Genomic DNA, 22,558 nt, shown 5'->3' on the forward strand with positions numbered 1-22,558 from the left:
ACGGGTAGCGGGGTAACGGGGAAAGAAGAAAGAAGGGGGAAACGAAATGCGGCTGACGGGCAGCCGCATTGACAGGCGATTTTAGTGCAGCATAAGCCAACCGGCAGGCAGCGTGGCCGCCAGCAGCAAGAAGATGCTGCTCTTTTCCAGCCGGTTGAGCAGATTGATGTCCCGATGGCCGCGGCGGGCATACATGAACACCAACAGCCCAGGCGCATACAGCAGCACCGACATCAGCAGGTGCATCAGCCCGGAAGCGTACAGCAGCCACAGGCCATAGACGCAGGCACCGGTGGCGGCGAAGATCAGGCGTTTGTCGCGGCGGCGGTAAGCCACCTTGAACAGAAACGCGCCAACCAGGAAGTAAGGCACCAGGATCATTTCCGAAGCGATGGTCAGCAGCGAGTTATAGTTGCTGCCGGTCAGCCAGATCAGCACCAGCGCCAGCTGCACCGCGATGTTGGTCAGCCACAGCGAAGAGGACGGGGCGTGATGGCGGTTCTGCTTGCCGAATACGCGTGGAAATGCGCCGTGCTGCGCGGCCAGCAGCGGCACTTCCGCCGCCATGATGGTCCAGCTCAGGTAGGCGCCGCATACGGAAATGATCAGGCCGGCGGCGATGATCACGTCTCCCCACGGGCCAATCAGTTCCACCATCAGCACCGCCATCGACGGATTGCGCATTTCGGCCAGTTCGCTGCGCGGCACCACGCCCAGAGACAGCAGCGTCACCATCAGATACACCGCCAGCGCCGACAGCACCGCCAGCATGGTGGCGCGGCCCACGTCTTTCTTATTGCGGGCGCGGGCGGAAACCACCACCGCGCCTTCCACGCCGATAAACACCCACAGGGTGATCAACATGGTGTCCTTGACCTGTTCCCACACCGGCTTGCCGAGGGCGATGCCTTTGAAATCCAGCGTGAACACGTCCATTTTAAAGGCGATCGTCGCCAGAACGGCGAACATTCCCAGCGGCAACAGCTTGGCGAGGGTGGCCGCCAGATTGATGCTGGCGGCGGTTTGCACGCCGCGCAGCACCAGCGCGTGCACGATCCACAGCAGGGCGGATTCGGCGATCAGCGCCTGCCAGGTATTGCCGTCACCGAGAATCACGCTGCCGCCGCGATCGGTGAAGATACTCAGCGCCGCGAACACGATCACCAGATACGAGACGTTGGCGATCACGGCGCACAGCCAGTAACCCCAGGCGGAGCAGAAGCCCACCAGCTCGCCGAACCCTTCCTTGGCGTAGGTGAAAATGCCGCCGTCCAGATCCGGACGCAAACGCGTAAGCAACAGCATGGCGAAGGCCAAAAACAGAATGCCGACGCCGGTGATCCCCCAACCCAGCAGCAGCGCGGCGGGGCTGGCGACCTGCGCCATGTTTTGCGGCAGACTGAACACGCCGGCACCCAGCATTGAGCTGAGCACCAAAGCGGTTAGCGCGGTAAGACCGAGTTTTTTTTCCAATGACGGATCCTGAACGCAGAATAAACAACTGGAAGGGAACTGCTTGGTGGCAACAATGTATTAACTACCACTGCGCGAATAGACAATAGCCCTAAAAATTGGCGCAAATTTTACGGAGGGATGATTAGAGATGCAATGATTGAATATGCGGAATTTACAAAAAACTATTCAACGCGCGATGAAAAAAGCGGCAATAAAAACGGGCAGCTCAAGGGCTGCCCGATGGTAAACCGAAAAGCGGGTTTTATTTGAACAGATCGGCGCTGACGGTCAGGTTGCCGCCGCTCTTGTTCTGCCACTGACGGGTGACGTGGTAGTACTTGGCGCCTTTCTCGGCCGCGCGTTTCGCCACTTCGGTGGACACGTCGGTCATGCTGTTGAAGTGGCCGGTAAAGGTGACGGAATCGAACGGCACCATCTGCGCGGCGGTCACGTTGTTCACTTCCTGGATCTTAGTGCCGTTAGGCAGCGTGACGGTATAGCGTTGGCCGGTAGAAGACTGGGTTTCAAAGAAACGGCCCACTTCGCGGCTTGGCGAACCGGAAGACGCGACGCCAGGAATTTCGACTTTCGCGGCAGCGGCGCCGCCGGCGGCCAGTGCGGCGCGGCCGGCGTCAGAATCGGCCGGAATGGCGTCCGGGCTCTGCACGCGGCGTTTTGGCGCATCGGCCTTATAGATGTAGGCGGTAACGAACTGGTTGCCGCCGGAGTTGGCGTCAACCTGGCGCACGATGAAGAACGAGGCGGCACCTTTTTTCTTCGCTTCTTTGGAGATAGCGTCATTGATGTCCGGCTGGCTGCGGTAGAAACCGCTGACGCTCACGGTATCGTAAGGCTCCAGCAGATAGGCTTCCTCTTTAGGCAGTTCGTTCACGCCGTTAAATACGCGGTATTTTGGTGTTTTGCTCACTTCTGGCGCATCTTTATGATAAAGGTCTGCGGTGACGCGCCAGTTGCCGCCGTTGTTGCTGTTGTTGCTGTCCTGGATATAGAAGGAATCGGCACCCAGTTTGTCTGCACGGCGGGATACGGCGTCGACGGCTTCATTGATGGCATTGAAGCGGCCGGTAATCGTGATGCGATCAAACGGCTTCAGCGCCGCTGCTTTCTCAGGAGTTAACTCTTGCGCCGCATGAGCAGACAGCGCGGTGAGTGATAACAAGGCTGACGCGATGATCGTGGTCTTCAGCTTCATAAAAAATCCTTTCGCCTAGCGCATTAACGTTTATAACGTACTGAACTGTTTAAGTGTAATTCAGCCGTCGATTATTACATGTAATTCTGAAAACTGTCTCAGCATTTTATGTTATCCCGTGCGACAAATCGCCGACGGTGACGCCGGGCGCACGGATGGCGCCATCGCCATAAGTTTCCATAATAACGGCTTTGGTGTCATTAATGTTAATTATTCACAAAATGATAACTTTTATGCTTTTACACCGCGCATGGCCATAAATCGTTACGCCGGGCGTAAATCTCTTGTCACGCAGAATGCGCTGTTATGTATGGATTTTTTCACAGTAAATTGCGATTTGTCATATCACGCGCGGCGTTTTTATGTAAAAACAGAGCTGAATGCGTAAGCAATTATGGATCATCGACCTTATTTTCAGTAGGTTATAGTTGGCGTCTGAAATCAGTGTGGGCAAGTTAATGCCACGCCCGCCGGTGACGCCGTGCTATGGGCAGGAAAATAATAAACATCATCCAAGACAGGTGAGAAGGGAACATTATGCGTATTGGTGTACCAAGAGAGCGGTTGGCCAATGAAGCCCGGGTCGCAGCCACGCCGAAAACGGTGGAACAACTGCTGAAGCTGGGTTTTACCGTCGCGATTGAACGCGGGGCGGGCAAACTGGCCAGTTTTGAGGACGTCGCCTACGAAGCCGCCGGCGCGGCGCTGGTCGACGAAAGCGAAGTGTGGCAGTCGGATCTGATCCTGAAAGTCAACGCGCCGCAAGACGACGAGATCGCCTTGATGCGCGAAGGCAGCACGCTGGTCAGCTTTATCTGGCCGGCGCAAAACCCCGAATTGATGGCCAAGCTGGCGGCGCGCAACGTCACCGCGCTGGCGATGGACTCGGTGCCGCGCATCTCGCGCGCCCAGTCGATGGACGCGCTGAGCTCGATGGCCAACATCGCCGGCTACCGCGCGATCGTCGAAGCGGCGCATGAGTTCGGCCGTTTCTTCACCGGCCAGATCACCGCCGCCGGCAAAGTGCCGCCGGCCAAGGTGATGATCATCGGCGCCGGCGTGGCCGGCCTGGCGGCGATCGGCGCCGCGGGCAGCCTCGGCGCCATCGTACGCGCCTTCGACACCCGCCCGGAAGTGAAAGAGCAGGTGCAGAGCATGGGCGCGGAATTCCTCGAGCTGGATTTTGAAGAGGAAGCGGGCAGCGGCGACGGCTACGCCAAAGTGATGTCTGAAGCCTTTATCAAGGCCGAGATGGCGCTGTTCGCCGCGCAGGCCGCGGAGGTCGATATCATCGTCACCACCGCGTTGATCCCGGGTAAACCGGCGCCGAAACTGATCACCAAAGAGATGGTGGCGTCGATGAAGCCGGGCAGCGTGATCGTCGATCTGGCGGCGCAAACCGGCGGAAACTGCGAGCTGACCGTGGCCGACACCATTACCGTGACCGACAACGGCGTGAAAATCATCGGCTATACCGATCTGCCGAGCCGCCTGCCGACCCAATCTTCGCAGCTTTACGGCACCAACCTGGTCAACCTGCTGAAGCTGCTGTCGAAAGAGAAAAACGGCGAGATCGACATCGATTTCGACGATACGGTGATCCGCGGCGTTACCGTGGTGCGCAGCGGTGAAATCACCTGGCCGGCGCCGCCGATCCAGGTCTCCGTCCAGCCGAAAGCGGCGCCCGCCGCCGCACCGGCCGCCAAACCCGAAGCCAAACCGACCTCGCCGTGGCTGAAGTACGGCCTGATGGCTCTGGCGATCCTGCTGTTCGGCTGGCTGGCTGACGCGGCGCCGAAAGAGTTCCTGTCGCACTTTACCGTGTTCGCGCTGGCCTGCGTGGTCGGTTACTACGTGGTCTGGAACGTCAGCCATGCGCTGCATACCCCGTTGATGTCGGTTACCAACGCGATCTCAGGGATTATCGTGGTCGGCGCGCTGTTGCAGATCGGCCATGGCGGCTGGGTGAGTTTTCTCTCCTTTATCGCCGTGCTGATCGCCAGCATCAATATTTTCGGCGGGTTCACCGTCACTCAACGCATGCTGAAGATGTTCCGCAAGAACTAAGGGGTAGCAAATGTCTGGAGGATTGGTTACAGCTGCATACATTGTTGCCGCTATTTTGTTTATTTTCAGCCTGGCGGGCCTGTCGCGCCATGAAACGTCGAAGCAGGGCAACCTGTTCGGCGTCGCAGGTATGGCGATCGCGCTGCTCGCTACCATTCTGGGGCCGGATTCCGGCAACGTCGGCTGGATCATCATCGCCATGATCATCGGCGGCTCGATCGGCGTCTATCTGGCCAGGAAGGTCGAGATGACCGAAATGCCGGAACTGGTGGCGGTGCTGCACAGCTTCGTTGGCCTGGCGGCGGTGCTGGTCGGCTTCAACAGCTACCTGGATCACGGCGCGCCGATGGAGCCGGTGATGGCGAACATCCATCTGACCGAAGTGTTCCTCGGCATCTTTATCGGCGCGGTCACCTTCACCGGTTCGATCGTCGCCTTCGGCAAGCTGCGCGGCATCATTTCTTCCAAGCCGCTGATGCTGCCGAACCGCCACAAGCTGAATCTGGCGGCGCTGGTGATCTCGTTCCTGCTGCTGGTGGCGTTCGTGCGTACCGACAGCGTGGGCTGGCAGGTGGTGACGCTGCTGCTGATGACGGCGATCGCGCTGGCGTTCGGCTGGCATCTGGTGGCCTCGATCGGCGGCGCCGACATGCCGGTGGTGGTGTCGATGCTCAACTCCTACTCGGGGTGGGCGGCCGCCGCGGCGGGCTTCATGCTGAGCAACGATCTGCTGATCGTCACCGGCGCGCTGGTGGGCTCTTCGGGTGCGATCCTGTCTTACATTATGTGTAAGGCGATGAACCGTTCGTTTATCAGCGTGATCGCCGGCGGCTTCGGCAGTGACGGTTCGTCTACCGGCGACGCCGAAGAGATGGGCGAATACCGTGAAACCACAGCGGAAGAGGTGGCCGAGCAGCTGAAGAACTCCACCTCGGTGATCATCACCCCGGGCTACGGCATGGCGGTGGCGCAGGCGCAATATCCGGTGGCGGAAATCACCGAGAAACTGCGGGCGCGCGGCGTGAAGGTGCGTTTCGGCATTCACCCGGTCGCGGGGCGTTTGCCGGGCCACATGAACGTGCTGCTGGCGGAGGCGAAGGTGCCGTACGACGTGGTGCTGGAGATGGATGAAATCAACGAAGATTTCCCGGATACCGACACCGTGCTGGTGATCGGCGCCAACGACACGGTGAACCCGGCGGCGCTGGAGGATCCGCGCAGCCCGATCGCCGGCATGCCGGTATTGGAAGTGTGGAAAGCGCAGAACGTGATCGCGTTCAAACGCTCGATGAACACCGGCTACGCCGGCGTGCAGAACCCGCTGTTCTTCAAGGAGAACACCCAGATGCTGTTCGGCGACGCCAAAGACAGCGTGGAAGCGATTCTGCGGGCATTGCAGAAGTAATTGAGCAACCAAAAAAAACGGGCCGCTTAGCGGCCCGTTTTTTATGCGCGAGGGTTAATCTTCGTCATCGTGCTCATCGTCTTCATCCGTCTCAATCGGGCAGTTGAAGTTCTCCGGCTTAATCACCAGCAGATCGCATTTCAGATGGTCGATCACATGTTCCGCGGTGTTGCCGATAAAGGCCGCCGAAATGCCGGTGCGGCCCAGCGTGCCCAGAACCACCACGCCGGCCTGCAGGTGTTCGGCCAGATCGGGGATCACCTCTTCCGGCAGGCCTTTTTCCACGTGGGTGAATTCTTCCTTAATGCAGAATTTCTGCCGCAGCGCCTTCATGGCGATCAGATGCTGGCCGCGGATGGCGTCGTTGTAGACGCTCGGATCGAAATCGGGCAGCTCGATGGCGATGTTGATCGGAGTAACGGGATAGGCGCCGACCAGGTGAACCTCGGTCTGGTTGACGTTCTGCGCCAGTTCGACGGTTTCTTGCACCAGTTTGATATTGAGCGGATCGTGATAGGGTTCTTCGCTGGCCAGGTTGACCGCCACCAGCGCTTTACCGCCTTCCGGCCAGGGCTGGTCTTTCACCATCCACACCGGGCAAGGGCATTTTCGCAGCAGGTGCCAGTCGGTGGGGGTGAAGATCACCGATTCCAGCCGGTCGTGCTGGTGCGCCATTTTCAACAGCAGGTCATGTTGGCCGGAAAGCACTTCCTGAATGATGGCTTCGAAGGGGCGGTTGTGCCAGACCACTTTGATTTCGATCGGCACGCCGTCGTTGAGGTAAAAGCGGCACTGCTCGTTGATCCAGGCGGCGCGTTGGCTGATCACACCTTGCCGCATCGCCGTTCTTTCGTCCGGAGAGAGCAGGGTCGTCATTTCGTAAGAGAAGTCATAAATGGGCAGGAAGGCTTTGATGCGCCCGCCGTTCCGTTTCACCAGGTACACGGCGCGGCGCAATGCCGGCTGGTCGTCCTGATTGGGGTCAATAGCCACCAGAAGATTCTGATACTTCGCCATAGGGCCTCCTTACAGCTGAAATCAACAGTCTGTTAATTTACAGAGTAACCCAACATTGAAAAACAGAACAACAACAGAAGCGGCGCCGGATCAACAATTTCAGTGAAATGTTGATCCGGCAGGAGAATCAGGCGTTAACGGACACGTTGATGCGCGGCGTACCGGCCAGCACCGACAGGGCGTCGGCGTTTTCGATGGTGATGTATTTGCCTTTCACGCTGAGGATTTCGCTTTTCTGGAAGCGGCCCAGCAGGCGGCTGATGGTTTCCACCGTCAGGCCGAGGTAGTTGCCGATGTCGCCGCGGGTCATGGTCAAACGGAACTCGCGCGGTGAGAAGCCGCGCTCCGCGAAGCGGCGCGACAGGTTGTAAACGAACGCCGCCAGGCGCTCTTCGGCATTTTTCTTCGACAGCAGCAGGATCATGTCCTGGTCGCCTTTGATCTCGCCGCTCATCAGCCGCATGATCTGCTGACGCAGGTTAGGCATTTTGCCGGACAGATCGTCGAGGGTTTCGAACGGGATCTCACACACCATCGAGGTTTCCAGCGCCTGGGCAAAACTCGGGTGCTTCAGACCGCCGATGGCGTCGAAGCCCACCAGATCGCCCGCGAGGTGGAAGCCGGTGATCTGCTCGTCGCCTTGCTCGGTGATGGTATAGCTTTTGATGGTCCCGGAACGGATCGCGTACAGCGACTTCAGCTCGTCACCGGCCTTGAACAGGGTTTGGCCTTTCTGGATGGGCTTTTTCCTCTCGATAATGTTGTCGAGCTGGTCCAGCTCGTGGGCATTAAGGGTGAAAGGAATGCACAGCTGGCTGATGCTGCAGTCCTGGCAATGGATCGCACAACCACCAGACTGGATACGACGAATCACGCGTTTTTCCGGGATCATAGATTACGCTCATTCAATAATTGATATGAGTCAATTTTAACATCTTTTGCAGCAGCTGATAAGGGTGGCATTAGCATGAATAGGGGTATTGTGTGCGAATTTTGCGCACACATACCGCCGATTATTCTGTATGGGACTGAAGTTATGAGTATTATTTGTGACTTATGCGTTTTATTCACACAAGTTATTGATAGTGCCAAAGCGGGGACGAGCGCGGCGTTGAGCAACGTGCTTTATTAAGCAGCGCCAAACAATGGCGCTGGATGAGCTCATCGTCGCGGCTACAGCAAACTTTTCGGCAGGTAGCCTTCATGCTGCAACAGCCACTGCTTGCGCTGTACGCCGCCGGCATAGCCGGTCAGCGCGCCCTGAGAACCGATCACCCGGTGGCAGGGCACCACGATGCTGATCGGATTCGAACCGTTGGCCATACCGACCGCGCGCGAGGCGGTAGGACGGCCGATGCGTTGCGCCAGCTGGCCGTAGGTCAGGATCTCGCCGCACGGGATTTGGCGCAGCTGTTGCCATACGGTGCGTTGGAACTCGGTGCCGGCGGTCATCACCGGCAGCCGATCGATAATGCTCAGCTCACCGGCGAAATAGCGTTGCATCGCATCGGTCAGGCCGCCGGGATCGCGCTGCTCGCGCAGGGTGAAGCGATCGGCGCGGTAGTGGGTATTCAGCAGCTTCATCAGGCGCGCTTCGTGATCGGTCCAGTCAATCGCCCGCAGGCGCCCCTGTTCATCGGCAATCAGCACCAGTTCTCCCACCGGCGTGGCGGTACGATCAATCAAAAAAGTCTGCATCTGGATCACTCCTCGGTTTGGTATGGCGATTATCGCATGAAAGCGGGGGAAGCGATGGCGGATTTCGGACATGCTGATGGGCAACCGCAGGATTGCCCAAATAGCCGGATCAGGAAAATACGGGGAGTCATTGCCCGATGAATTTATAAAATAAATTTATAAGTAATCAAGGCCAAGTTGTGTTCTGTTTATTATTTCACCAGGCATTGGCGCGTTGGCGTTACTTATAGCTGATGGTCACGCGCTTTAAACGGGGATCGTTATTCACTATTTCGCTGGTGACGGCAGAGACTAATTCTTTTGGCATCTCTTTTAACGAAGAGGAAATATATCCGTTCTGATATTCGGTCACTTTGCCGAAGCAGTTGGAGACAAGCTGTTCATCCTGATGCGTGATGGTGCAGGTCGGGGTGGTAATGGCGCCGGTGAAGCGCACGATACCGGAGGCGACCTGGCTGCCGGAAAGCGGTTTTGCTTGCAGAGCGAAGGGCAGAATGACCAATGCGCTTAATACGGTTAAGTAATGGTTCATACGCTGTTCCTCTCAGAGTAAAAAACACTGCCAATTAAAAAACAAGCACCCTTGTTTTCATAAAATAAGCTATTTCGCCTGGCAAAATAAAAACGAATGGGCAAAAATCCTACTGCCTGCATTCAATGAATTTGATAATAAGGAGGTAGGGTGGGTAAAACCATGATTTGGATCATAGTGAAGTCCGCTTAATGATTTCCGGCGCGAACAGGGTAAAAAGGCTGTGATCGTTCTCTCAGGAGAGCGGGAAAGGGCGGGATGTTTTCGCCCCCGTGGCGCAACCGCAGGAACCGGGGGCGAGCGGGGGGTTACAGCATACCGCTGCTGCCGCAGATGCGGATCTTTTCCGCCACAACTTCTTTCATCGCCAGCTTGCCGGGGACGATGTATTTGCGCGGGTCATTGGCATCCGGGTGCTGTGAAAAGTAGCTTTTTACCGCATCGGCAAAGGCGATTTTCAATTCGGTGGCGACGTTGACCTTGCAGACGCCGAGCGAAATCGAGCGCTTGACCATCGCCTCCGGAATGCCGGAGGCACCGTGCAGCACCAGGGGCACGTCCACCTGTTCGCGGATCAGCGCCAGGCGCTCGAAGTCCAGCTTCGGCTCGCCGTGATACAGGCCGTGGGCGGAACCGATCGCCACCGCCAGCGAATCGATGCCGGTGGCGGCGACGAACTCGCGTGCCGCCGCCGGGTCGGTATAGAAGCTGTCGGCCGTATCGACGATCAGATCGTCTTCCTGCCCGCCCAGGCGCCCCAGCTCCGCTTCCACGCTGGCGCCGTAGCGATGGCACAGGGCCACTGCGGCGGCCACCTTGGCGATGTTCTGCTCGAACGGCAAATGCGAACCGTCGATCATCACCGAGCGGATGCCGCTTTTCACCTTGTGCTCGATGTCGTCCAGCGCTTCGTGATGATCCAGATGCAGCGCCAACGGCAGATCGTAGCGGTGCGCGGCAGATTGGCAAATGCCGATCAGGTAGTCGGTGCCGGCATAGCTGAAGGTGCCGGGCGTGCCGGCCATGATCACCGGGGAGCGCAGTTCGGCGGCGGTTTCCGCCACTACCTGCACGGTTTCCAGATTGTGGACGTTAAACGCCGGGACGGCGTAACCCTGACGCTGCGCCTTGAGCAGCATTTCTCGGTTGGCTATCAGATACATGGGATCTCCTTACAGCACCGGGGAAGGAAAACGGTAAATCGTCACGCCTTTCACCACCCGGTTGACCTCGCCGGTCGGGCAAGGATTGTCCGGGGGCAGCCCCAGCGCCAGCGAACTCTCGAAGGCCAGCATCTGGGTGAACAGCAGGTACGGGAACAGCAGCCAGATATCGTCGGCCGCGTCGTGCATAGGCAGCAGGGCATCGGAAAGGGGTTGGCGCTCGCCGGTCAATCCGACCAACTGCATCGCCAGCCCGTCGCGCTGCAGTTCGTTCCACAGATCGCGGTCATACTGGCGGGCGTAGTCGCCGTGGGAGAACATCAGCACCACCAGGGTCTGGCCGTCGACCATGAATTTCGGGCCGTGGCGCAGGCCGAGCGGCGAGTCGTAGCGCGTAACGATGCGGCCGGCGGTCAGCTCCAGCATCTTGAGCGAGGCCTCTTCCGCCAGGCCGGTAAAGCAGCTGCCGCCGAGGGTGATATAGCGGCGGAAACCGCTGGCGGCCAGCGCCTTCACCTGCGGCTGCAGCGTTTCGCGCAGTGTGCGGCAGCGCTGCACCATGGCGTTGAGCGGCGCCTGGGCGGCCTCGAGCGAAGCCGGGCCGAGCAACAGCGCGGCGCTCAGCATCATGCAGCTGAAGCTGGAGGTCATGGCGAAGCTTTGATCGTTGGAACCTTGCGGCATCACCAGCGAACAGACGTTGCCACGCTGATGCGCATACTGCGCCAGCCGGCTGTCCGGGTTGCATACCAGCATCAGGTGATAGCTTTCCGGCAGCAGCTGATCGGCCAGCTCCACCGTCGCCACGCTCTCCGGGCTGTTGCCCGAGCGGGCGAAGGAGACCAGCAGCGTCGGCCGCTCAGGGTCGAGATACTGCAGCGGATTGGCGACGATATCGGTGGTGCCGTAGGCCGCCACGTCGCGGCCGGTTCGTTCGCGCAGCCAGGGCGCCAGGGCGCGGCCGGCGAACGCCGAGCTGCCGGCGCCGCACAGCACGATTTGCAGGTGCGGATTGGCCAGCAGCGGCGCCAGGAACGGCTGCCACTGCGCCTGTTGATCCTGCAATTGCCGGTGCAGCGCCGCCCACAGCTCCGGCTGCTGCCAAATCTCTGCGGCGGTGTGCCAGGCGTTGCGCTGCTTCAGCCAATCCGCCTCGTAAGAGAAATACGCGTTCATGATGACAACTCCTTAAAAGCCTTGGTTAACGGTCGGCGATAATCACGTCGCTCCCTCAATGGTGCAGCGCCTGTAGGCAAGCACCGATCCTGCACTGCTGCGGGTCGATAATTAATTCCCGGCGTTTTGCGGTATTGGGCATTAACGCAAACTCCTGATTTACCGGTAGCCGTGCCCGACCACGGCTTAATAAGCCGCGGCGATACCGACCGGAACGCTTTCAGTTAGTTATGGCGAATTACAGCAAACGAAACGCTGAAATGCAATCGGTTATTTTAAAAATACTTATATCTATCAGTTGGTTATATTTATTTTTGCTTTCGATTGAGCGGCAAGCGAAAGCGGTGTCAACGCAAAGTGAAAACGGCAAATTCGTTATTTATCAGTCGACAATTCTCGGCGTCTATTTATTCAGTCTGCCGATGACGAAAGCCGCAGCGGTAATTCGACAATCGCCGGGCTTTCACTGTTTTTTTATGCCGGCGCGCGTAACCGTGCTGTTCCGCGTACGCCGCTACCGGCGCCGATGTGAAGGCAAGTGGGGACGAAAATGCGTCTTTCGCTCCCAATTCTTCATTACTTTGCTATACCTGATAGTCGATGGATTCATTTTATTGTCATGTAACTGACACGTCAGAGTCACGGCTCTGGCTTAAGTTTGCAGCGACTACGTCAGGAGATAACGCGATGTTCAGCCTGGATTCTCTGTTGCAAGATGCATTTCCACACCGCAATACCCCTGCCTGGCAGCGCAGCCTGCTAAGAACCCTTCTCTTCGAAAAAGAATTCAAACAGTTCGCCGCCGACTATCCCCACCTGAAAGGGCTCGATCTGATCGAGCAGGTGGTGGACTACTTCAACCTCAGCTGCGAGCTGGTGGACGGCGATCTGGAAAACATCCCGAGCCAGGGGCCGGTGGTGCTGGTGGCCAATCACCCGATCGGCTCGCTCGACGGCCTGGTGCTGCTGCGCGCCGTCGCGGCGGTGCGCCCGGATGTGAAAGTGGTGGCCAGCCAGCTGCTGACCTACATCGAACCGCTGCGCAACCTGTTCGTGCCGGTGGATAACGTCGCTTATAAAACCAGCCGCAAACAGATTGAAGGCATGCAGCGGCAGCTGGACAATCAGGGCGCGCTGATCCTGTTCCCGGCCGGCGAAGTGTCGCGCATGAGCCCGAAAGGCATCCGCGACGGCCACTGGCATACCGGTTTTCTGCGCCTGGCCGCCAAGGCGCGCGCGCCGATCGTGCCGATCCACATCAGCGCGCGCAACAGCAACCTGTTCTACTTTACCTCGTTGGTCTACCGGCCGCTGTCGACGCTGCTGCTGGTGCGCGAAATGTTCCAGCAGCGGGGCGGGCGCATCAAGATCCGCGTCGGCGGCCGCGTGCCGTTCGCCAGCTGGCACGACGGCCACACCAGCGCCAAGGATCTGGCGGAGCGTTTTCGCCGCCACGTGTATCGCCTGGGCCAGGGCAAGCCGGGGCTGTTCGCCAGCGAATCGCCGATCGCGCTGCCGGAAGAGCGTCTGGAGCTGAAAAAGGCGTTGGCGAACTGCGAACGCTTGGGGGTGACGCCGGACGGTAAAACCATCTACCTCTATCGCCGCCACGACGAAGCGCGCACGCCGATCCTGCGCGAACTGGGGCGTCTGCGCGAGATCGCCTTCCGCGCGGTAGGAGAAGGCTCCGGCCGCCGCCGCGATCTGGACAGCTATGACGACGATTACTACCACCTGGTGCTGTGGGATGAGGAGGAGCTGGAGATCGTCGGCGCCTATCGCTTTATCCCCACCGCCGAACAAATCGAACGCAAAGGGCTGGAAAGCATCTACAGCAACAGCCTGTTCCACTACGATCGTGATATGGAGCCGATCCTGGCGCAGGGCATCGAGCTGGGGCGCAGCTTCATTCAGCCGGCCTATTGGGGCAAGCGCGGGCTGGACTATTTGTGGCTGGGCATCGGCGCCTACCTGGCGAAATACCCACAGTATCGCTATCTGTTCGGCCCGGTGTCGATCTCCGGCGGCATGCCGCTGGCGGCGCGCGATTTGCTGATCGCCTTCTATCGGCTCTATTTCTCGCCGGACCACGCCTTCGCGCAATCGCGCCGGCCTTATCCGGCGTCGCTGCCGCAGGTGCTGGCGCAGTTTGCCGGGGATAACTACCAGGAAGATCTGGTGCGGCTGAAGAGCCTGCTCAGCAATATCGGCTGCTCGATCCCGACGCTGTACAAGCAGTACACCGAACTGTGCGAGCCGGGCGGGGTACAGTTTATCGACTTCGGCACCGATCCGGCTTTCAACAACTGCATCGACGGGCTGGTGCTGGTGGATACCACGCGGCTCAAGCCGTCGCGGTATCAGCGTTATATCGCGGTGCACCAGCCGCAGCCAGCCGAGACGGCATGACTACAGTCTGACTCATGCCTTTTTGATCTAAGCACGACCTTGGGGCCGGCGACGGGATAGCGCTACGATAAACGTTTTGCTTTCCACCGCCGGAGCCCGTCATGCCTCACTCGTTTATCCCGCCGTTATTGTCCGCCGACGAACCCTCTGCCGCCGCCGTTGAAATCCCGCGCGGCAAAGCGCCCTTTTTGCTGCTGTGCGATCACGCCGGCAAGGCGATCCCGCAATCCCTCGGCGACCTCGGTTTGCCGCCGGGGGAGATCGAACGCCACATCGGCTGGGACATCGGCGCGCTGAGCGTGTCGCGCCATCTGAGCCGCCAGTTGGACGCCACGCTGATCCACCAGCGTTACTCACGGCTGGTGATCGACTGCAACCGGGCGCCCGGCATCGCCAGCTCGATCCCGCATTTGTCCGAGCTGACGCCGATCCCCGGCAATATCGGTATCGATGCCGAGCACGCGCTGGCGCGCGAGCGCGAGGTGTTTTTGCCGTATCACCACGCCATCGACGATCATCTGGGGCAACGCCAACTGCGCGAACTGCCGACGGCGGTGATCGCCATGCACAGTTTCACGCCGGTGTTCAAAGGGGCATCGCGCCCCTGGCAGGTGGGGCTGCTGTTTAACCGTTACCCGGAATTTGCCCATCTGCTGGCCGAGCTGCTGCGCGAAGAGGGAGATTTGCAGGTGGGGATCAACGAACCCTATGCGATGACCGACGCCACCGACTACACGTTGCCGGTCCATGCGGAACGCCGCGGTTTGCCTTATGTCGGCATCGAAATCCGCCAGGATCTGATCGCCGACGAACGTGGGCAACAGGCGTGGGCGAAACGTTTCGCACGCCTGCTGCCGCAGGCCTGGCATCGCTGGCAAATTTGACTTTAGGAATATTCCCAGAGATGATAACCATAAGGAATACGTAATACGTCATTAGAAAAAAAGTCAGGAGAGACGTGTGGAGCACAGCGATAACGGACTGTTTATCAAACGGGAGCGTTTTGAAGTTCTGGCGATTCTGCGTGAAATTTGCAAACAACGCACGCCGCTGCGCGTAGAAAATCAGCAGCACCGGTTTCAAAGTCTGTTATTGAGCGTCGGGCCGGACAATATCGTGTTTAGCGGTGAGGAAGCGGAAAACGCCATCGACGGCGCCTGCACCATCGTGATTGAAAGCAACGACGCCAAAATCGAGTTTTCCGTCGGCCAGGCGGAGCTGACCGAACATCAGGGCGTCCAGGCCTGCTCGACCCGGCTGCCGCAGGAGTTGGTCTACATCCAGCGCCGCCGCCAGTTCCGCATCACCACACCGCACTGGCGCCAATTCTTCTGTACCGGCGAATACCCGAACGGCACGCCTTATGAGCTGCGGATCCACGATCTGTCCGCCGGCGGCGTCGGTTTGCGTTTCGACGGCCCGCTGCCGGATTTCTTCCAGCCGGGCCTGCAGTTCAAGAAAGCGGAGTTGGATTTGGGCAGCTACGGCAGCTTCAAGGTCAACATGGAGCTGGTGGTAGTCAACGACGATCAGGAAACCGACGATAACGATCAGGTGGTGCACTTCTCGCGCCTGTCGTGCCGTTTCCTCAAGCTGGGGCTGGCGATGGAGCGCAAAATTCAAAGCGCGGTGTTCGCCTTCGAGCTGGATTTCAACAAAAAGAAAAAACGCTGATATTTATCAGGGGCGGCACGCTGCCCCTGACTCTCCACTGGCCTTACGGCTGTAACGCCCGCAGGCTGCCGATCTCTTCCCAACCGAAATGCGCCGCTTCGGCCAGCACGTCGCACACTTCGCCGCCGGCGGCGACCACGGCCGCGTCAAGCGCGGCGCCGTGCAGCAGATGGCTCACCAGCAGTGCGGCGAACAGATCGCCGGTGCCTTTGACCGCCGATTTGACCTTCGGATGGGTAAAGCACTGCGTTTCCTGCCGGGTGACCAGCATCAATCCCACTTCGTCTTCGTGCTGCGCCACGCCCGGCGCGCTGGTGACCAGCACCCATTCGGTGGTGTCGTTCAACAGCGCCTGCGCGGCGTGCTGCGTCTGCTCTTGGCTGCTCAGTTGCTGGCCGCACAGCTGCTCCAGTTCGAAACCGTTCGGCGTCAGGCCGTTGGCCAGCCGCAGGAACGGTGAGCGATAGCAGTTGACGATGCGCTCATCCACGTAGATCCCTTCCCCGTAATCGCCCATCACCGGATCGATATAGATCTTTATCTGCGGATTGAGGGCGCGCACCCGCTGCAGCCAGTTGGCCAGAATATGGCACTGCATCACGTCACCCAGGTAGCCGACGATCACCGCCCGGGCGCGCTTCATCACGCCGCGGGCGATCAGATCGTCGAGAAAGCCGCCGAACCACTCGCCGGAGATGACGCCGCCGTGCGGCTTGCCGTAATAGGGCGGGCAGCCGAACAGCACGCTGGGCACCTGCAGCGCTTCCAGCCCTTTTTTCAGCAGGGCGCGGTAGGCGATGCCGTTGCCGACGCTGCCGTAGACCACCTGAGATTGAATGCTGATCACGTCGATGGACGGTGATCGCAAGGGTGAAGTCTGTTGCATGAGTTACATCCTTGGTTCGTTATTATCCAGCCAGCGGGCGAACACCTGCCGCGCGCGCTGTTCCAGCTGTGCGCCGTGGCGCGCCGCCTGCTCGCGCAGGCTCTGGGGCGCGATGCCGGCCAGTTCCAGTTCGCAGGCATGGCCAATCAGCCAGCGTTCGATATCGCGATGATCCGCCTCCAGATGGAACTGCAGGCCGAGCGCGAACCCCTGATAATCGAAGGCCTGATGCGGGCAAACCGCCGTGCCGGCCAGGCAGCGGGCGCCCTCCGGGATCGTGAACATATCACCGTGCCAATGCAGCACCGGCGTATCGGCCAGCGGCGCCAGCACCGAGTCGTCTTGCGCCGTGAGCGTGGTCAGCGGGGCGAAACCGATCTCTTTGACGCCGAGCGAGATCACGTCGGCGCCCAGCGCCTGGGCGATCACCTGCGCGCCGAGACACACCCCAAGGGTCGGCCGCCGCTGCGCCAGCCGCTGTTTGACCAGCGCCAATTCATGGTCGAGAAAATCATAGCGCTGCGCGCCGGAAAAGTGTTGGGCGGCACTGATCGGCCCGCCGAGCACCACCAACAGATCGGTCTCTTCATTATTGATAGCACGAATATCATCGCGGCCGGCATCGTAATAGTCGATCTGATAGCCGCGCAGCGAGAGCAGGGAACCGAGGATGCCCAGGTTTTCAAAATTGACGTGTCGAATGGCGACGGCTTTCTTCATTGTTTAACCTCGTGAGCGTGGGTGAACGGCGTCAGCGCCAGCGACTCGCCCAGCACCGCGATGCCTTGCGCGCCGCTCTGGTAGACGATGCGGCGTTCGCTGACCTGGCTGAGCTGCACCTGATAACCCTGCGCGGCCGGGAACAGCGCGCAAGCCTGCTCCAGCTGATCGGCCGCCCAGGGCGTGAACATCTGCAGGCGGGCAAAGGCTTTTCCTGCATACTGAATGTCGAGCACGTAATGTTTATCCATGGAACCCCTTACTTTTGGCCGCGGAAGCTGTTAATCTATTTTGAACTAGTACAAAAGGATTTATGTATGACTTCATTGTATGCAAAAGGCGGCGGCGCTGTCCAGATTGCCGAGCAGATCGCCGCACGCATCAAAGACGGCGCGCTGCGGCCGGGCGAGCTGTTGCCGCCGGTACGCCAGCTGGCGGCGGAGCTGGAGGTCAATCCGAATACCGTCGCCAGCGCATACGCCCGATTGCGCGATGCCGGTCTGGTGGCGACACGCGGGCGGGCGGGAACGGTGGTGCTGGAGCCGCCGCTGGCGGCGGTGAGTGCGGCCTATGCACCGCGCCAGGTGCCGGCGGGGATGTGCGATCTGGCCAGCGGCAATCTCGATGCCGCATTGTTGCCGGCGTTGGCGCTGGGCGCGGCGGAGGCGTTCCCGCAGCAAAACGGCTATGACATCAGCGGCGATCTGCCGGTATTGACCGGCCTGGGGCGCGAGTGGCTCGGCCGCCAGGGCGTCACGCTGGGGGAACCGGCGGTGTTCTCCGGCGCGCTGGACGCGATGGAAAAGGCGCTGCGCTGCCATATGCAGCCGGGCGCGGCGGTGTGGGTGGAAGATCCCTGCTGGCCGCCGCTATTGACGCTGCTGCGCCACCTGCGTCTGCGGCCGCTGCCGCTGGCGATGGATGAACAGGGGTGTCGGTTGCCGGAAAGCGGAGCGGCGGGCGCGGTGATCCTGACGCCGCGCGCCCACAATCCGACCGGCGCCACGCTCTCTGCGCAACGCGCGCAGCAGTGGCGGCGTTTTCTCAGCGCGAATCCGCAGTGTCTGGCGATCGTCGACGACTTCTGGGGGCCGCTGTCGCAGCTGCCGCTGCATCTGCCGTTCGACGGCGATCGCGGGCTGTACGTGCTGTCGCTGAGCAAGTTTCTCAGCCCGGATCTGCGCATCGCGCTGGCCTGCGGCAACCCGACGTTGCTGCAGGCAATGCGCGCCGATCAGTACATCAGCGAGCGCTGGGTCAGCCATATCTTGCAGCAGATCGCCGCCAGGCTGTGGGGGCAGGCCTTGCAGGAAGGGCAGCTGCAGCGGGCGCAGCAGGCGTATCAGGCCAGAAGGGATGAACTGGTGCAACGGCTCAACGCGCTGAATCACACGGCGCTGGCGGTAGGTGAAGGGCTGCACCTGTGGTTGCCGGTGCGGTCGGAAACCGCCGCCGCGCAGCTGATGGCGCAGCGGGGGTGGCTGGTGCAGGGCGGCGAGCCTTTTCGTCTGAAGAGCGATCCTGCGATCCGCGTCAGCCTGGCCAACGTGGCGCCGGCGCAACTGGCGGCTCTGGTGCAGGATCTGGCCGACGCCATGCGGGCCAGTACGGCGATCAACTAGGCCGGCGTCAGGCTCTCCTCCGCCAGCAGCTGCAGTGAGGTGAGCCGGGCGCTCGGTTCGGCGATCGGCGTGTCGATGATGAACTCGTCCACGCCGTACCGCTGCTGCAGCTGCGCCAGTTGTTGATGCACCTGCGGCGCGGTGCCGAGCAGGATATGGCTTTCCCGCGGCTCGATGCGGTAGTCGGTGGCGCCGGCCTGCTGCACGAAACTCTCGGCCTGCGCCAGGCTGCCGACGGTCACGCTCTGCTCACCGGCGACGTGGACGCGGTATTGCTGTATATCCGCCGCCAGCGCCGCGGCCTGTTCCGCGCTTGGCGCCGCGATCGCCGCTACCGCCAGCAGCGCCTTGCGGCCGCCGCTGTGTGCGGCGTAGTGCGCCAGCGCTGCGCTGATATCTTGCGGATTGCCGTTCAGATGCGCGGCGAACACGAAGGCCCAGCCGGATTCGGCCGCCAGCGCCGCGCTCTCTTTGCTGGCGCCGAGCAGAAAGCGCTGGGCAGCATGCGGCGGCAGCGGCGTGGCGCTCAGGCCGGGCTCGGCGTCGTCGTTCAGATAGGCGGTCAGCTGCGACAGCTGCTGCGGGAAAGCCGGCTTGTGTTGCCGGTCATGGGCAGCCTGCAGCGCCTGGGTGGCGAGCGGCAGGCCGCCGGGCGCTTTGCCCACCCCGAGATCGACGCGCCCCGGCGCCAACGCCGCCAGCAGGTTAAAGTTTTCGGCCACCTTGTAGGCGCTGTAGTGTTGCAGCATCACGCCGCCGGAGCCGATGCGGATGCGCGACGTCTGGCCGAGCAGGTAGCCGATCAGCACTTCCGGCGACGGGCAGGCGAGCTGCGGCGTGTTGTGGTGCTCCGCCAGCCAGAAACGCCGATAGCCCCAGCGTTCCGCCTGTTGCGCCAGATGCAGCGTGCGCGCTAGCGCCTGGGCGGCGCTTTCCCCGTCGGCGATCGGACTCTTTTCCAATATGCTCAAGGCATAAGCCATTTTCCCGCTCCTTTCCTCATCAGATATGCCTGACAAATACCATGCGGGCGGCGCGCGCCTTAATACTGATTGGCGATAGGATATTCCATTGATCCAAAACGAATTTGGATATGCGCAGATCGGTAAAGCGCCGCGCTATTATCCTTCGAGCCAGGCCTTCAGACGAATGGCGTCACGGTAGTGGCCGTAGCGCGACTGCGCGCCGAGCAGGATCATCACCACCGGCTGCCCTTTGATGGTGGTGCGCATCACCAGGCAGTGGCCGGCCTCGTCGGTAAAGCCGGTTTTCTGCAGCTGGATCTTCCAGGCTGGGTTGTTGATCAGGCCGTTGGAACTGCGGTAAACCAACTGGCCTCGGCCAGGACGCACGATCTGCTGCTTGTCGGTGCTGAAGCGGCGAATCGATTGATAGCGATAGGCGTGATTGACCATCTTCAGCAGATCGTTGGCGGTCGCCACATTGCGCGGCGTCAGCCCGGTCGGATCGTAGAAGCGTGCGCGTTTCATGCCGATGGCGCGCGCTTTCTGATTCATTTTCGCCACGAAGGCCTTGCGTCCGCCAGGATAGCTGCGGCTCAGCGCCGCAGCGGCGCGGTTCTCCGAAGACATCAGGGCGATGTGCAGCATGTCGCGGCGGCTGAGCACCGAGCCGATGGTCAGGCGCGAGTGGGTTTTCTTCAGCAGATCGCGATCGGCGGCGGTGACTTTCAGCCTGCTGCCCATCGGGCGTTTGCTGTCCAGGGCGACCATGGCGGTCATCAGCTTGGTGAGCGAGGCGATCGGCAGCACGCGGTTCGGCTGCTTCTGATAGAGCGTCTTTCCGGTGCGTTGATTGACGACCAGCACCGATTTGGCGTTCAGCACCAGCGGCGGCGCAGCGGCATGCACGGGCGCCAAAACGAACAGCAGGCTGAACAGGAGGGCGGCGCCGAAGCGCCGGGCGGGCAGACGGAGAAAAGCGTGAGATAAAAGCATAACGGCGGCAATAGTGACCCTAAGTGATTAAAAAATATCAAAAGAGTCTGCCCGGCAAATGTGAAGAAAATAGGGCGATAATCGCTCAAACTGTTACAACAATCCCTTTTGTTGCAGCGTGAAGCGGGTGGCCTCGTTCAAATCGTAGTCCGCGAGACGCTCGCGCGGCACCCAGGCGTAGTCGTCGAACTCGTCGTTGATCGTCACGTCGCGGTTGGCGGCATGGCAGTCGAAAATCAGGTAAATCATGTAGATTTGCTCTCGGCTGCCGTCGGCGTAGGTTTTGATGCGCACGTCGTCGCGGAAGGTCCAGGGCGTGATGCTGTCGAGGATCAGCGCGGCGCCCAGCTCTTCGCGCACTTCGCGCCGCAGTGCCTGTTCTATCTGTTCACCCGGCTCGACGCCGCCGCCGGACAGTGCCCATTGGCCGGGGAACACGCCCTTGTGCGCCGCCATTTTGCACAGCAGGAAGGCGTTATCGTTTTCAATCAGCGGGCAGACAATGATGCGCTGGCGCATGGAAGACTCCTGTCAAAATGGAAAGCAACCACTTTAACATGGGGTTTAGCCCCTTAGCGTGAGAGAAATCAAAGCGTTGTATTAGCGCAGAGAAGCGGTAGCCGCCTCTCTGCGCTAAGGTCAGTAGATTTCCGGCACCACCATGTTGTCCGGCACCGGGCTACGGTGGTATTCCGGGCTGCGTTTGCGCTGCGGCAGCGTGATGACGTTGCCTTCGGCTTCCTCATAAGGCACCTGCTGCAACAGGTGGGTGATGCAGTTCAGGCGGGCCTTTTTCTTGTCGACGCCCTGAACCACCCACCAGGGCGCTTCGGCAATGTTAGTGCGCGCTAACATGATTTCTTTGGCCTCGGTGTAGTCCTCCCAGCGGCGGCGGCTTTCCAGATCCATTGGGCTGAGCTTCCACTGCTTGAGCGGATCGTGAATGCGGCTGAGGAAACGCAGCTCCTGCTCCTCATCGGTGATTGAAAACCAGTATTTGACGATTTGGATGCCGCTGCGCGTCAGCATTTTTTCGAATTCCGGCACGCTGCGGAAAAACTCCTCATACTCTTCGTCGTTGCAAAAGCCCATCACGCGCTCCACGCCGGCGCGGTTATACCAGCTGCGGTCGAACAGCACCATTTCACCGGCGGCCGGCAGATGCGCGATATAACGCTGAAAATACCACTGGGTGCGTTCGCGATCGTTCGGCGCCGGCAGCGCCGCCACGCGGCAGGTGCGCGGGTTGAGGCGCTGGGTGATGCGCTTGATCACGCCGCCCTTGCCGGCGGCGTCGCGGCCTTCGAAGATGATCACCAGCCGGTGGCCGGTGCGCATCACCCAATCCTGCAGCTTCACCAGCTCGCCCTGCAGGCGCAGCAACTCGCGGAAGTATTGCTTGCGCCAGGCTTTCTTCGCGTCGCTGTCGACTTCTGCCGCGTCGAAGCGCAGGTCGTCCAGCTCCATTTCCAGCTCTTCGTCGTAGCTGTCGTAAAACTCTTGCAGCAGGCGCTGATTGAAACCGTCATCGCGGTTGACTTCATGCATGGTCATCAGATTTTC

At 60.2% G+C, this 22,558-nt stretch carries 22 protein-coding genes; 7 read left to right on the plus strand and 15 right to left on the minus strand.

Going from position 1 to position 22,558, the window contains the following annotated elements; all coding sequences use genetic code 11:
• Nucleotides 1–81: 81 nt before the first annotated feature.
• Together ACJ8HB_RS20590 and ydgH are read right to left on the minus strand one after the other, a co-directional pair.
• On the minus strand, nt 82–1,473 hold the full coding sequence (locus tag ACJ8HB_RS20590; protein ID WP_047567300.1) for an amino acid permease: 1,392 nt from the start codon (nt 1,471–1,473) through the stop codon (nt 82–84).
• Nucleotides 1,474–1,717: 244 nt separating this feature from the next.
• Complete coding sequence (ydgH, locus tag ACJ8HB_RS20595; RefSeq protein WP_004938291.1) at nt 1,718–2,668, minus strand: DUF1471 family protein YdgH; 951 nt, start codon at nt 2,666–2,668, stop codon at nt 1,718–1,720.
• Between the two features lie 118 nt (nt 2,669–2,786).
• Between ydgH and ACJ8HB_RS20600 the strand changes: the two genes are divergently transcribed.
• The 3 genes from ACJ8HB_RS20600 to pntB all read left to right on the plus strand — a co-directional run bounded on the left by ACJ8HB_RS20600 (nt 2,787) and on the right by pntB (nt 6,140).
• On the plus strand, nt 2,787–3,056 hold the full coding sequence (locus ACJ8HB_RS20600) for a hypothetical protein (RefSeq protein WP_141240932.1): 270 nt from the start codon (nt 2,787–2,789) through the stop codon (nt 3,054–3,056).
• Nucleotides 3,057–3,205: 149 nt separating this feature from the next.
• The gene (gene pntA, locus ACJ8HB_RS20605) at nt 3,206–4,735 is read left to right on the plus strand and encodes a Re/Si-specific NAD(P)(+) transhydrogenase subunit alpha (RefSeq protein ID WP_047567303.1); all 1,530 of its coding nucleotides are present in this window, start codon (nt 3,206–3,208) and stop codon (nt 4,733–4,735) included.
• Between the two features lie 10 nt (nt 4,736–4,745).
• Complete coding sequence (gene pntB, locus ACJ8HB_RS20610; RefSeq protein WP_047567305.1) at nt 4,746–6,140, plus strand: Re/Si-specific NAD(P)(+) transhydrogenase subunit beta; 1,395 nt, start codon at nt 4,746–4,748, stop codon at nt 6,138–6,140.
• 54 nt (nt 6,141–6,194) lie between these two features.
• Here the strand turns inward: pntB and uspE are convergent, their stop codons facing one another.
• The 6 genes from uspE to ACJ8HB_RS20640 form a co-directional block, all read right to left on the minus strand.
• Nucleotides 6,195–7,157 carry a universal stress protein UspE gene (gene uspE / locus ACJ8HB_RS20615; RefSeq protein ID WP_033648422.1) on the minus strand — a complete coding sequence of 321 codons (963 nt, stop codon included), beginning with the start codon at nt 7,155–7,157 and terminating at the stop codon, nt 6,195–6,197.
• Between the two features lie 127 nt (nt 7,158–7,284).
• Nucleotides 7,285–8,049 carry an FNR family transcription factor gene (locus tag ACJ8HB_RS20620; protein ID WP_033634646.1) on the minus strand — a complete coding sequence of 255 codons (765 nt, stop codon included), beginning with the start codon at nt 8,047–8,049 and terminating at the stop codon, nt 7,285–7,287.
• Between the two features lie 281 nt (nt 8,050–8,330).
• Nucleotides 8,331–8,855, minus strand: a complete 525-nt coding sequence (gene ogt / locus ACJ8HB_RS20625) for a methylated-DNA--[protein]-cysteine S-methyltransferase (RefSeq protein ID WP_047567308.1) — start codon at nt 8,853–8,855, stop codon at nt 8,331–8,333.
• A gap of 220 nt (nt 8,856–9,075) precedes the next feature.
• Nucleotides 9,076–9,387: a hypothetical protein gene (locus tag ACJ8HB_RS20630; protein WP_047567309.1), complete on the minus strand. Its 312-nt coding sequence runs from the start codon at nt 9,385–9,387 to the stop codon at nt 9,076–9,078.
• Nucleotides 9,388–9,695: 308 nt separating this feature from the next.
• Entirely contained in the window at nt 9,696–10,550 is an 855-nt protein-coding gene (locus ACJ8HB_RS20635) for a tagatose bisphosphate family class II aldolase (RefSeq protein WP_047567312.1), read from the minus strand.
• Between the two features lie 9 nt (nt 10,551–10,559).
• A complete protein-coding gene (locus tag ACJ8HB_RS20640) occupies nt 10,560–11,726 on the minus strand; it encodes an SIS domain-containing protein (protein WP_094860159.1) in 1,167 nt (388 codons plus the stop codon).
• Between the two features lie 687 nt (nt 11,727–12,413).
• Between ACJ8HB_RS20640 and olsF the strand changes: the two genes are divergently transcribed.
• From olsF to ACJ8HB_RS20655, 3 genes are all read left to right on the plus strand, one after another.
• Complete coding sequence (gene olsF / locus ACJ8HB_RS20645; RefSeq protein ID WP_043147518.1) at nt 12,414–14,135, plus strand: ornithine lipid synthase OlsF; 1,722 nt, start codon at nt 12,414–12,416, stop codon at nt 14,133–14,135.
• Between the two features lie 101 nt (nt 14,136–14,236).
• Nucleotides 14,237–15,019 carry an N-formylglutamate amidohydrolase gene (locus ACJ8HB_RS20650; RefSeq protein ID WP_047567315.1) on the plus strand — a complete coding sequence of 261 codons (783 nt, stop codon included), beginning with the start codon at nt 14,237–14,239 and terminating at the stop codon, nt 15,017–15,019.
• A 76-nt stretch (nt 15,020–15,095) separates the two neighbouring features.
• Nucleotides 15,096–15,809 carry a flagellar brake protein gene (locus ACJ8HB_RS20655; RefSeq protein ID WP_033634639.1) on the plus strand — a complete coding sequence of 238 codons (714 nt, stop codon included), beginning with the start codon at nt 15,096–15,098 and terminating at the stop codon, nt 15,807–15,809.
• A gap of 43 nt (nt 15,810–15,852) precedes the next feature.
• Here ACJ8HB_RS20655 and pdxY read toward each other — a convergent pair whose 3' ends face one another.
• From pdxY to ACJ8HB_RS20670, 3 genes are read right to left on the minus strand one after another with little or no spacing between them, the layout of a single operon-like run.
• Nucleotides 15,853–16,695, minus strand: a complete 843-nt coding sequence (gene pdxY / locus ACJ8HB_RS20660; protein WP_047567317.1) for a pyridoxal kinase — start codon at nt 16,693–16,695, stop codon at nt 15,853–15,855.
• Between the two features lie 3 nt (nt 16,696–16,698).
• On the minus strand, nt 16,699–17,415 hold the full coding sequence (locus tag ACJ8HB_RS20665) for a glutamine amidotransferase (protein ID WP_047567319.1): 717 nt from the start codon (nt 17,413–17,415) through the stop codon (nt 16,699–16,701).
• The gene (locus ACJ8HB_RS20670) at nt 17,412–17,666 is read right to left on the minus strand and encodes a hypothetical protein (RefSeq protein WP_033634636.1); all 255 of its coding nucleotides are present in this window, start codon (nt 17,664–17,666) and stop codon (nt 17,412–17,414) included. The genes ACJ8HB_RS20665 and ACJ8HB_RS20670 overlap by 4 nt, the downstream gene beginning before the upstream one ends.
• Before the next feature lie 66 nt (nt 17,667–17,732).
• Between ACJ8HB_RS20670 and ACJ8HB_RS20675 the strand changes: the two genes are divergently transcribed.
• Nucleotides 17,733–19,037: an aminotransferase class I/II-fold pyridoxal phosphate-dependent enzyme gene (locus tag ACJ8HB_RS20675; RefSeq protein WP_047567321.1), complete on the plus strand. Its 1,305-nt coding sequence runs from the start codon at nt 17,733–17,735 to the stop codon at nt 19,035–19,037.
• On the opposite strand, the gene ACJ8HB_RS20680 is transcribed toward ACJ8HB_RS20675, so the two are convergent.
• From ACJ8HB_RS20680 to ppk2, 4 genes are all read right to left on the minus strand, one after another.
• On the minus strand, nt 19,034–20,020 hold the full coding sequence (locus ACJ8HB_RS20680) for an MsnO8 family LLM class oxidoreductase (RefSeq protein WP_041035235.1): 987 nt from the start codon (nt 20,018–20,020) through the stop codon (nt 19,034–19,036). The genes ACJ8HB_RS20675 and ACJ8HB_RS20680 overlap by 4 nt on opposite strands.
• A 138-nt stretch (nt 20,021–20,158) precedes the next feature.
• Nucleotides 20,159–20,995: a D-alanyl-D-alanine endopeptidase gene (gene pbpG / locus ACJ8HB_RS20685; protein ID WP_033634633.1), complete on the minus strand. Its 837-nt coding sequence runs from the start codon at nt 20,993–20,995 to the stop codon at nt 20,159–20,161.
• A 93-nt stretch (nt 20,996–21,088) separates the two neighbouring features.
• Nucleotides 21,089–21,514, minus strand: a complete 426-nt coding sequence (gene nudI, locus ACJ8HB_RS20690) for a nucleoside triphosphatase NudI (protein ID WP_033634632.1) — start codon at nt 21,512–21,514, stop codon at nt 21,089–21,091.
• 120 nt (nt 21,515–21,634) lie between these two features.
• Nucleotides 21,635–22,549 carry a polyphosphate kinase 2 gene (gene ppk2, locus ACJ8HB_RS20695; protein WP_033648410.1) on the minus strand — a complete coding sequence of 305 codons (915 nt, stop codon included), beginning with the start codon at nt 22,547–22,549 and terminating at the stop codon, nt 21,635–21,637.
• Nucleotides 22,550–22,558 lie beyond the last annotated feature (9 nt).

Origin of the sequence: Serratia sp. CY27727 (assembly GCF_052169275.1) — a bacterium.
In the GTDB taxonomy this organism is placed as follows: domain Bacteria; phylum Pseudomonadota; class Gammaproteobacteria; order Enterobacterales; family Enterobacteriaceae; genus Serratia; species Serratia sarumanii.

Excerpts from the sequence above, each read along its gene's own strand:
- ydgH (WP_004938291.1), bottom strand. The coding sequence starts at position 2,668 with ATGAAGCTGAAGACCACGATCATCGCGTCAGCCTTGTTATCACTCACC.
- pntA (WP_047567303.1), top strand. The coding sequence starts at position 3,206 with ATGCGTATTGGTGTACCAAGAGAGCGGTTGGCCAATGAAGCCCGGGTC.
- pntB (WP_047567305.1), top strand. The coding sequence starts at position 4,746 with ATGTCTGGAGGATTGGTTACAGCTGCATACATTGTTGCCGCTATTTTG.
- uspE (WP_033648422.1), bottom strand. The coding sequence starts at position 7,157 with ATGGCGAAGTATCAGAATCTTCTGGTGGCTATTGACCCCAATCAGGAC.
- ACJ8HB_RS20620 (WP_033634646.1), bottom strand. The coding sequence starts at position 8,049 with ATGATCCCGGAAAAACGCGTGATTCGTCGTATCCAGTCTGGTGGTTGT.
- ogt (WP_047567308.1), bottom strand. The coding sequence starts at position 8,855 with ATGCAGACTTTTTTGATTGATCGTACCGCCACGCCGGTGGGAGAACTG.
- ACJ8HB_RS20630 (WP_047567309.1), bottom strand. The coding sequence starts at position 9,387 with ATGAACCATTACTTAACCGTATTAAGCGCATTGGTCATTCTGCCCTTC.
- ACJ8HB_RS20635 (WP_047567312.1), bottom strand. The coding sequence starts at position 10,550 with ATGTATCTGATAGCCAACCGAGAAATGCTGCTCAAGGCGCAGCGTCAG.
- ACJ8HB_RS20640 (WP_094860159.1), bottom strand. The coding sequence starts at position 11,726 with ATGAACGCGTATTTCTCTTACGAGGCGGATTGGCTGAAGCAGCGCAAC.
- olsF (WP_043147518.1), top strand. The coding sequence starts at position 12,414 with ATGTTCAGCCTGGATTCTCTGTTGCAAGATGCATTTCCACACCGCAAT.
- ACJ8HB_RS20650 (WP_047567315.1), top strand. The coding sequence starts at position 14,237 with ATGCCTCACTCGTTTATCCCGCCGTTATTGTCCGCCGACGAACCCTCT.
- pdxY (WP_047567317.1), bottom strand. The coding sequence starts at position 16,695 with ATGCAACAGACTTCACCCTTGCGATCACCGTCCATCGACGTGATCAGC.
- ACJ8HB_RS20665 (WP_047567319.1), bottom strand. The coding sequence starts at position 17,415 with ATGAAGAAAGCCGTCGCCATTCGACACGTCAATTTTGAAAACCTGGGC.
- ACJ8HB_RS20670 (WP_033634636.1), bottom strand. The coding sequence starts at position 17,666 with ATGGATAAACATTACGTGCTCGACATTCAGTATGCAGGAAAAGCCTTT.
- ACJ8HB_RS20675 (WP_047567321.1), top strand. The coding sequence starts at position 17,733 with ATGACTTCATTGTATGCAAAAGGCGGCGGCGCTGTCCAGATTGCCGAG.
- ACJ8HB_RS20680 (WP_041035235.1), bottom strand. The coding sequence starts at position 20,020 with ATGGCTTATGCCTTGAGCATATTGGAAAAGAGTCCGATCGCCGACGGG.
- pbpG (WP_033634633.1), bottom strand. The coding sequence starts at position 20,995 with ATGCTTTTATCTCACGCTTTTCTCCGTCTGCCCGCCCGGCGCTTCGGC.
- nudI (WP_033634632.1), bottom strand. The coding sequence starts at position 21,514 with ATGCGCCAGCGCATCATTGTCTGCCCGCTGATTGAAAACGATAACGCC.
- ppk2 (WP_033648410.1), bottom strand. The coding sequence starts at position 22,549 with ATGACCATGCATGAAGTCAACCGCGATGACGGTTTCAATCAGCGCCTG.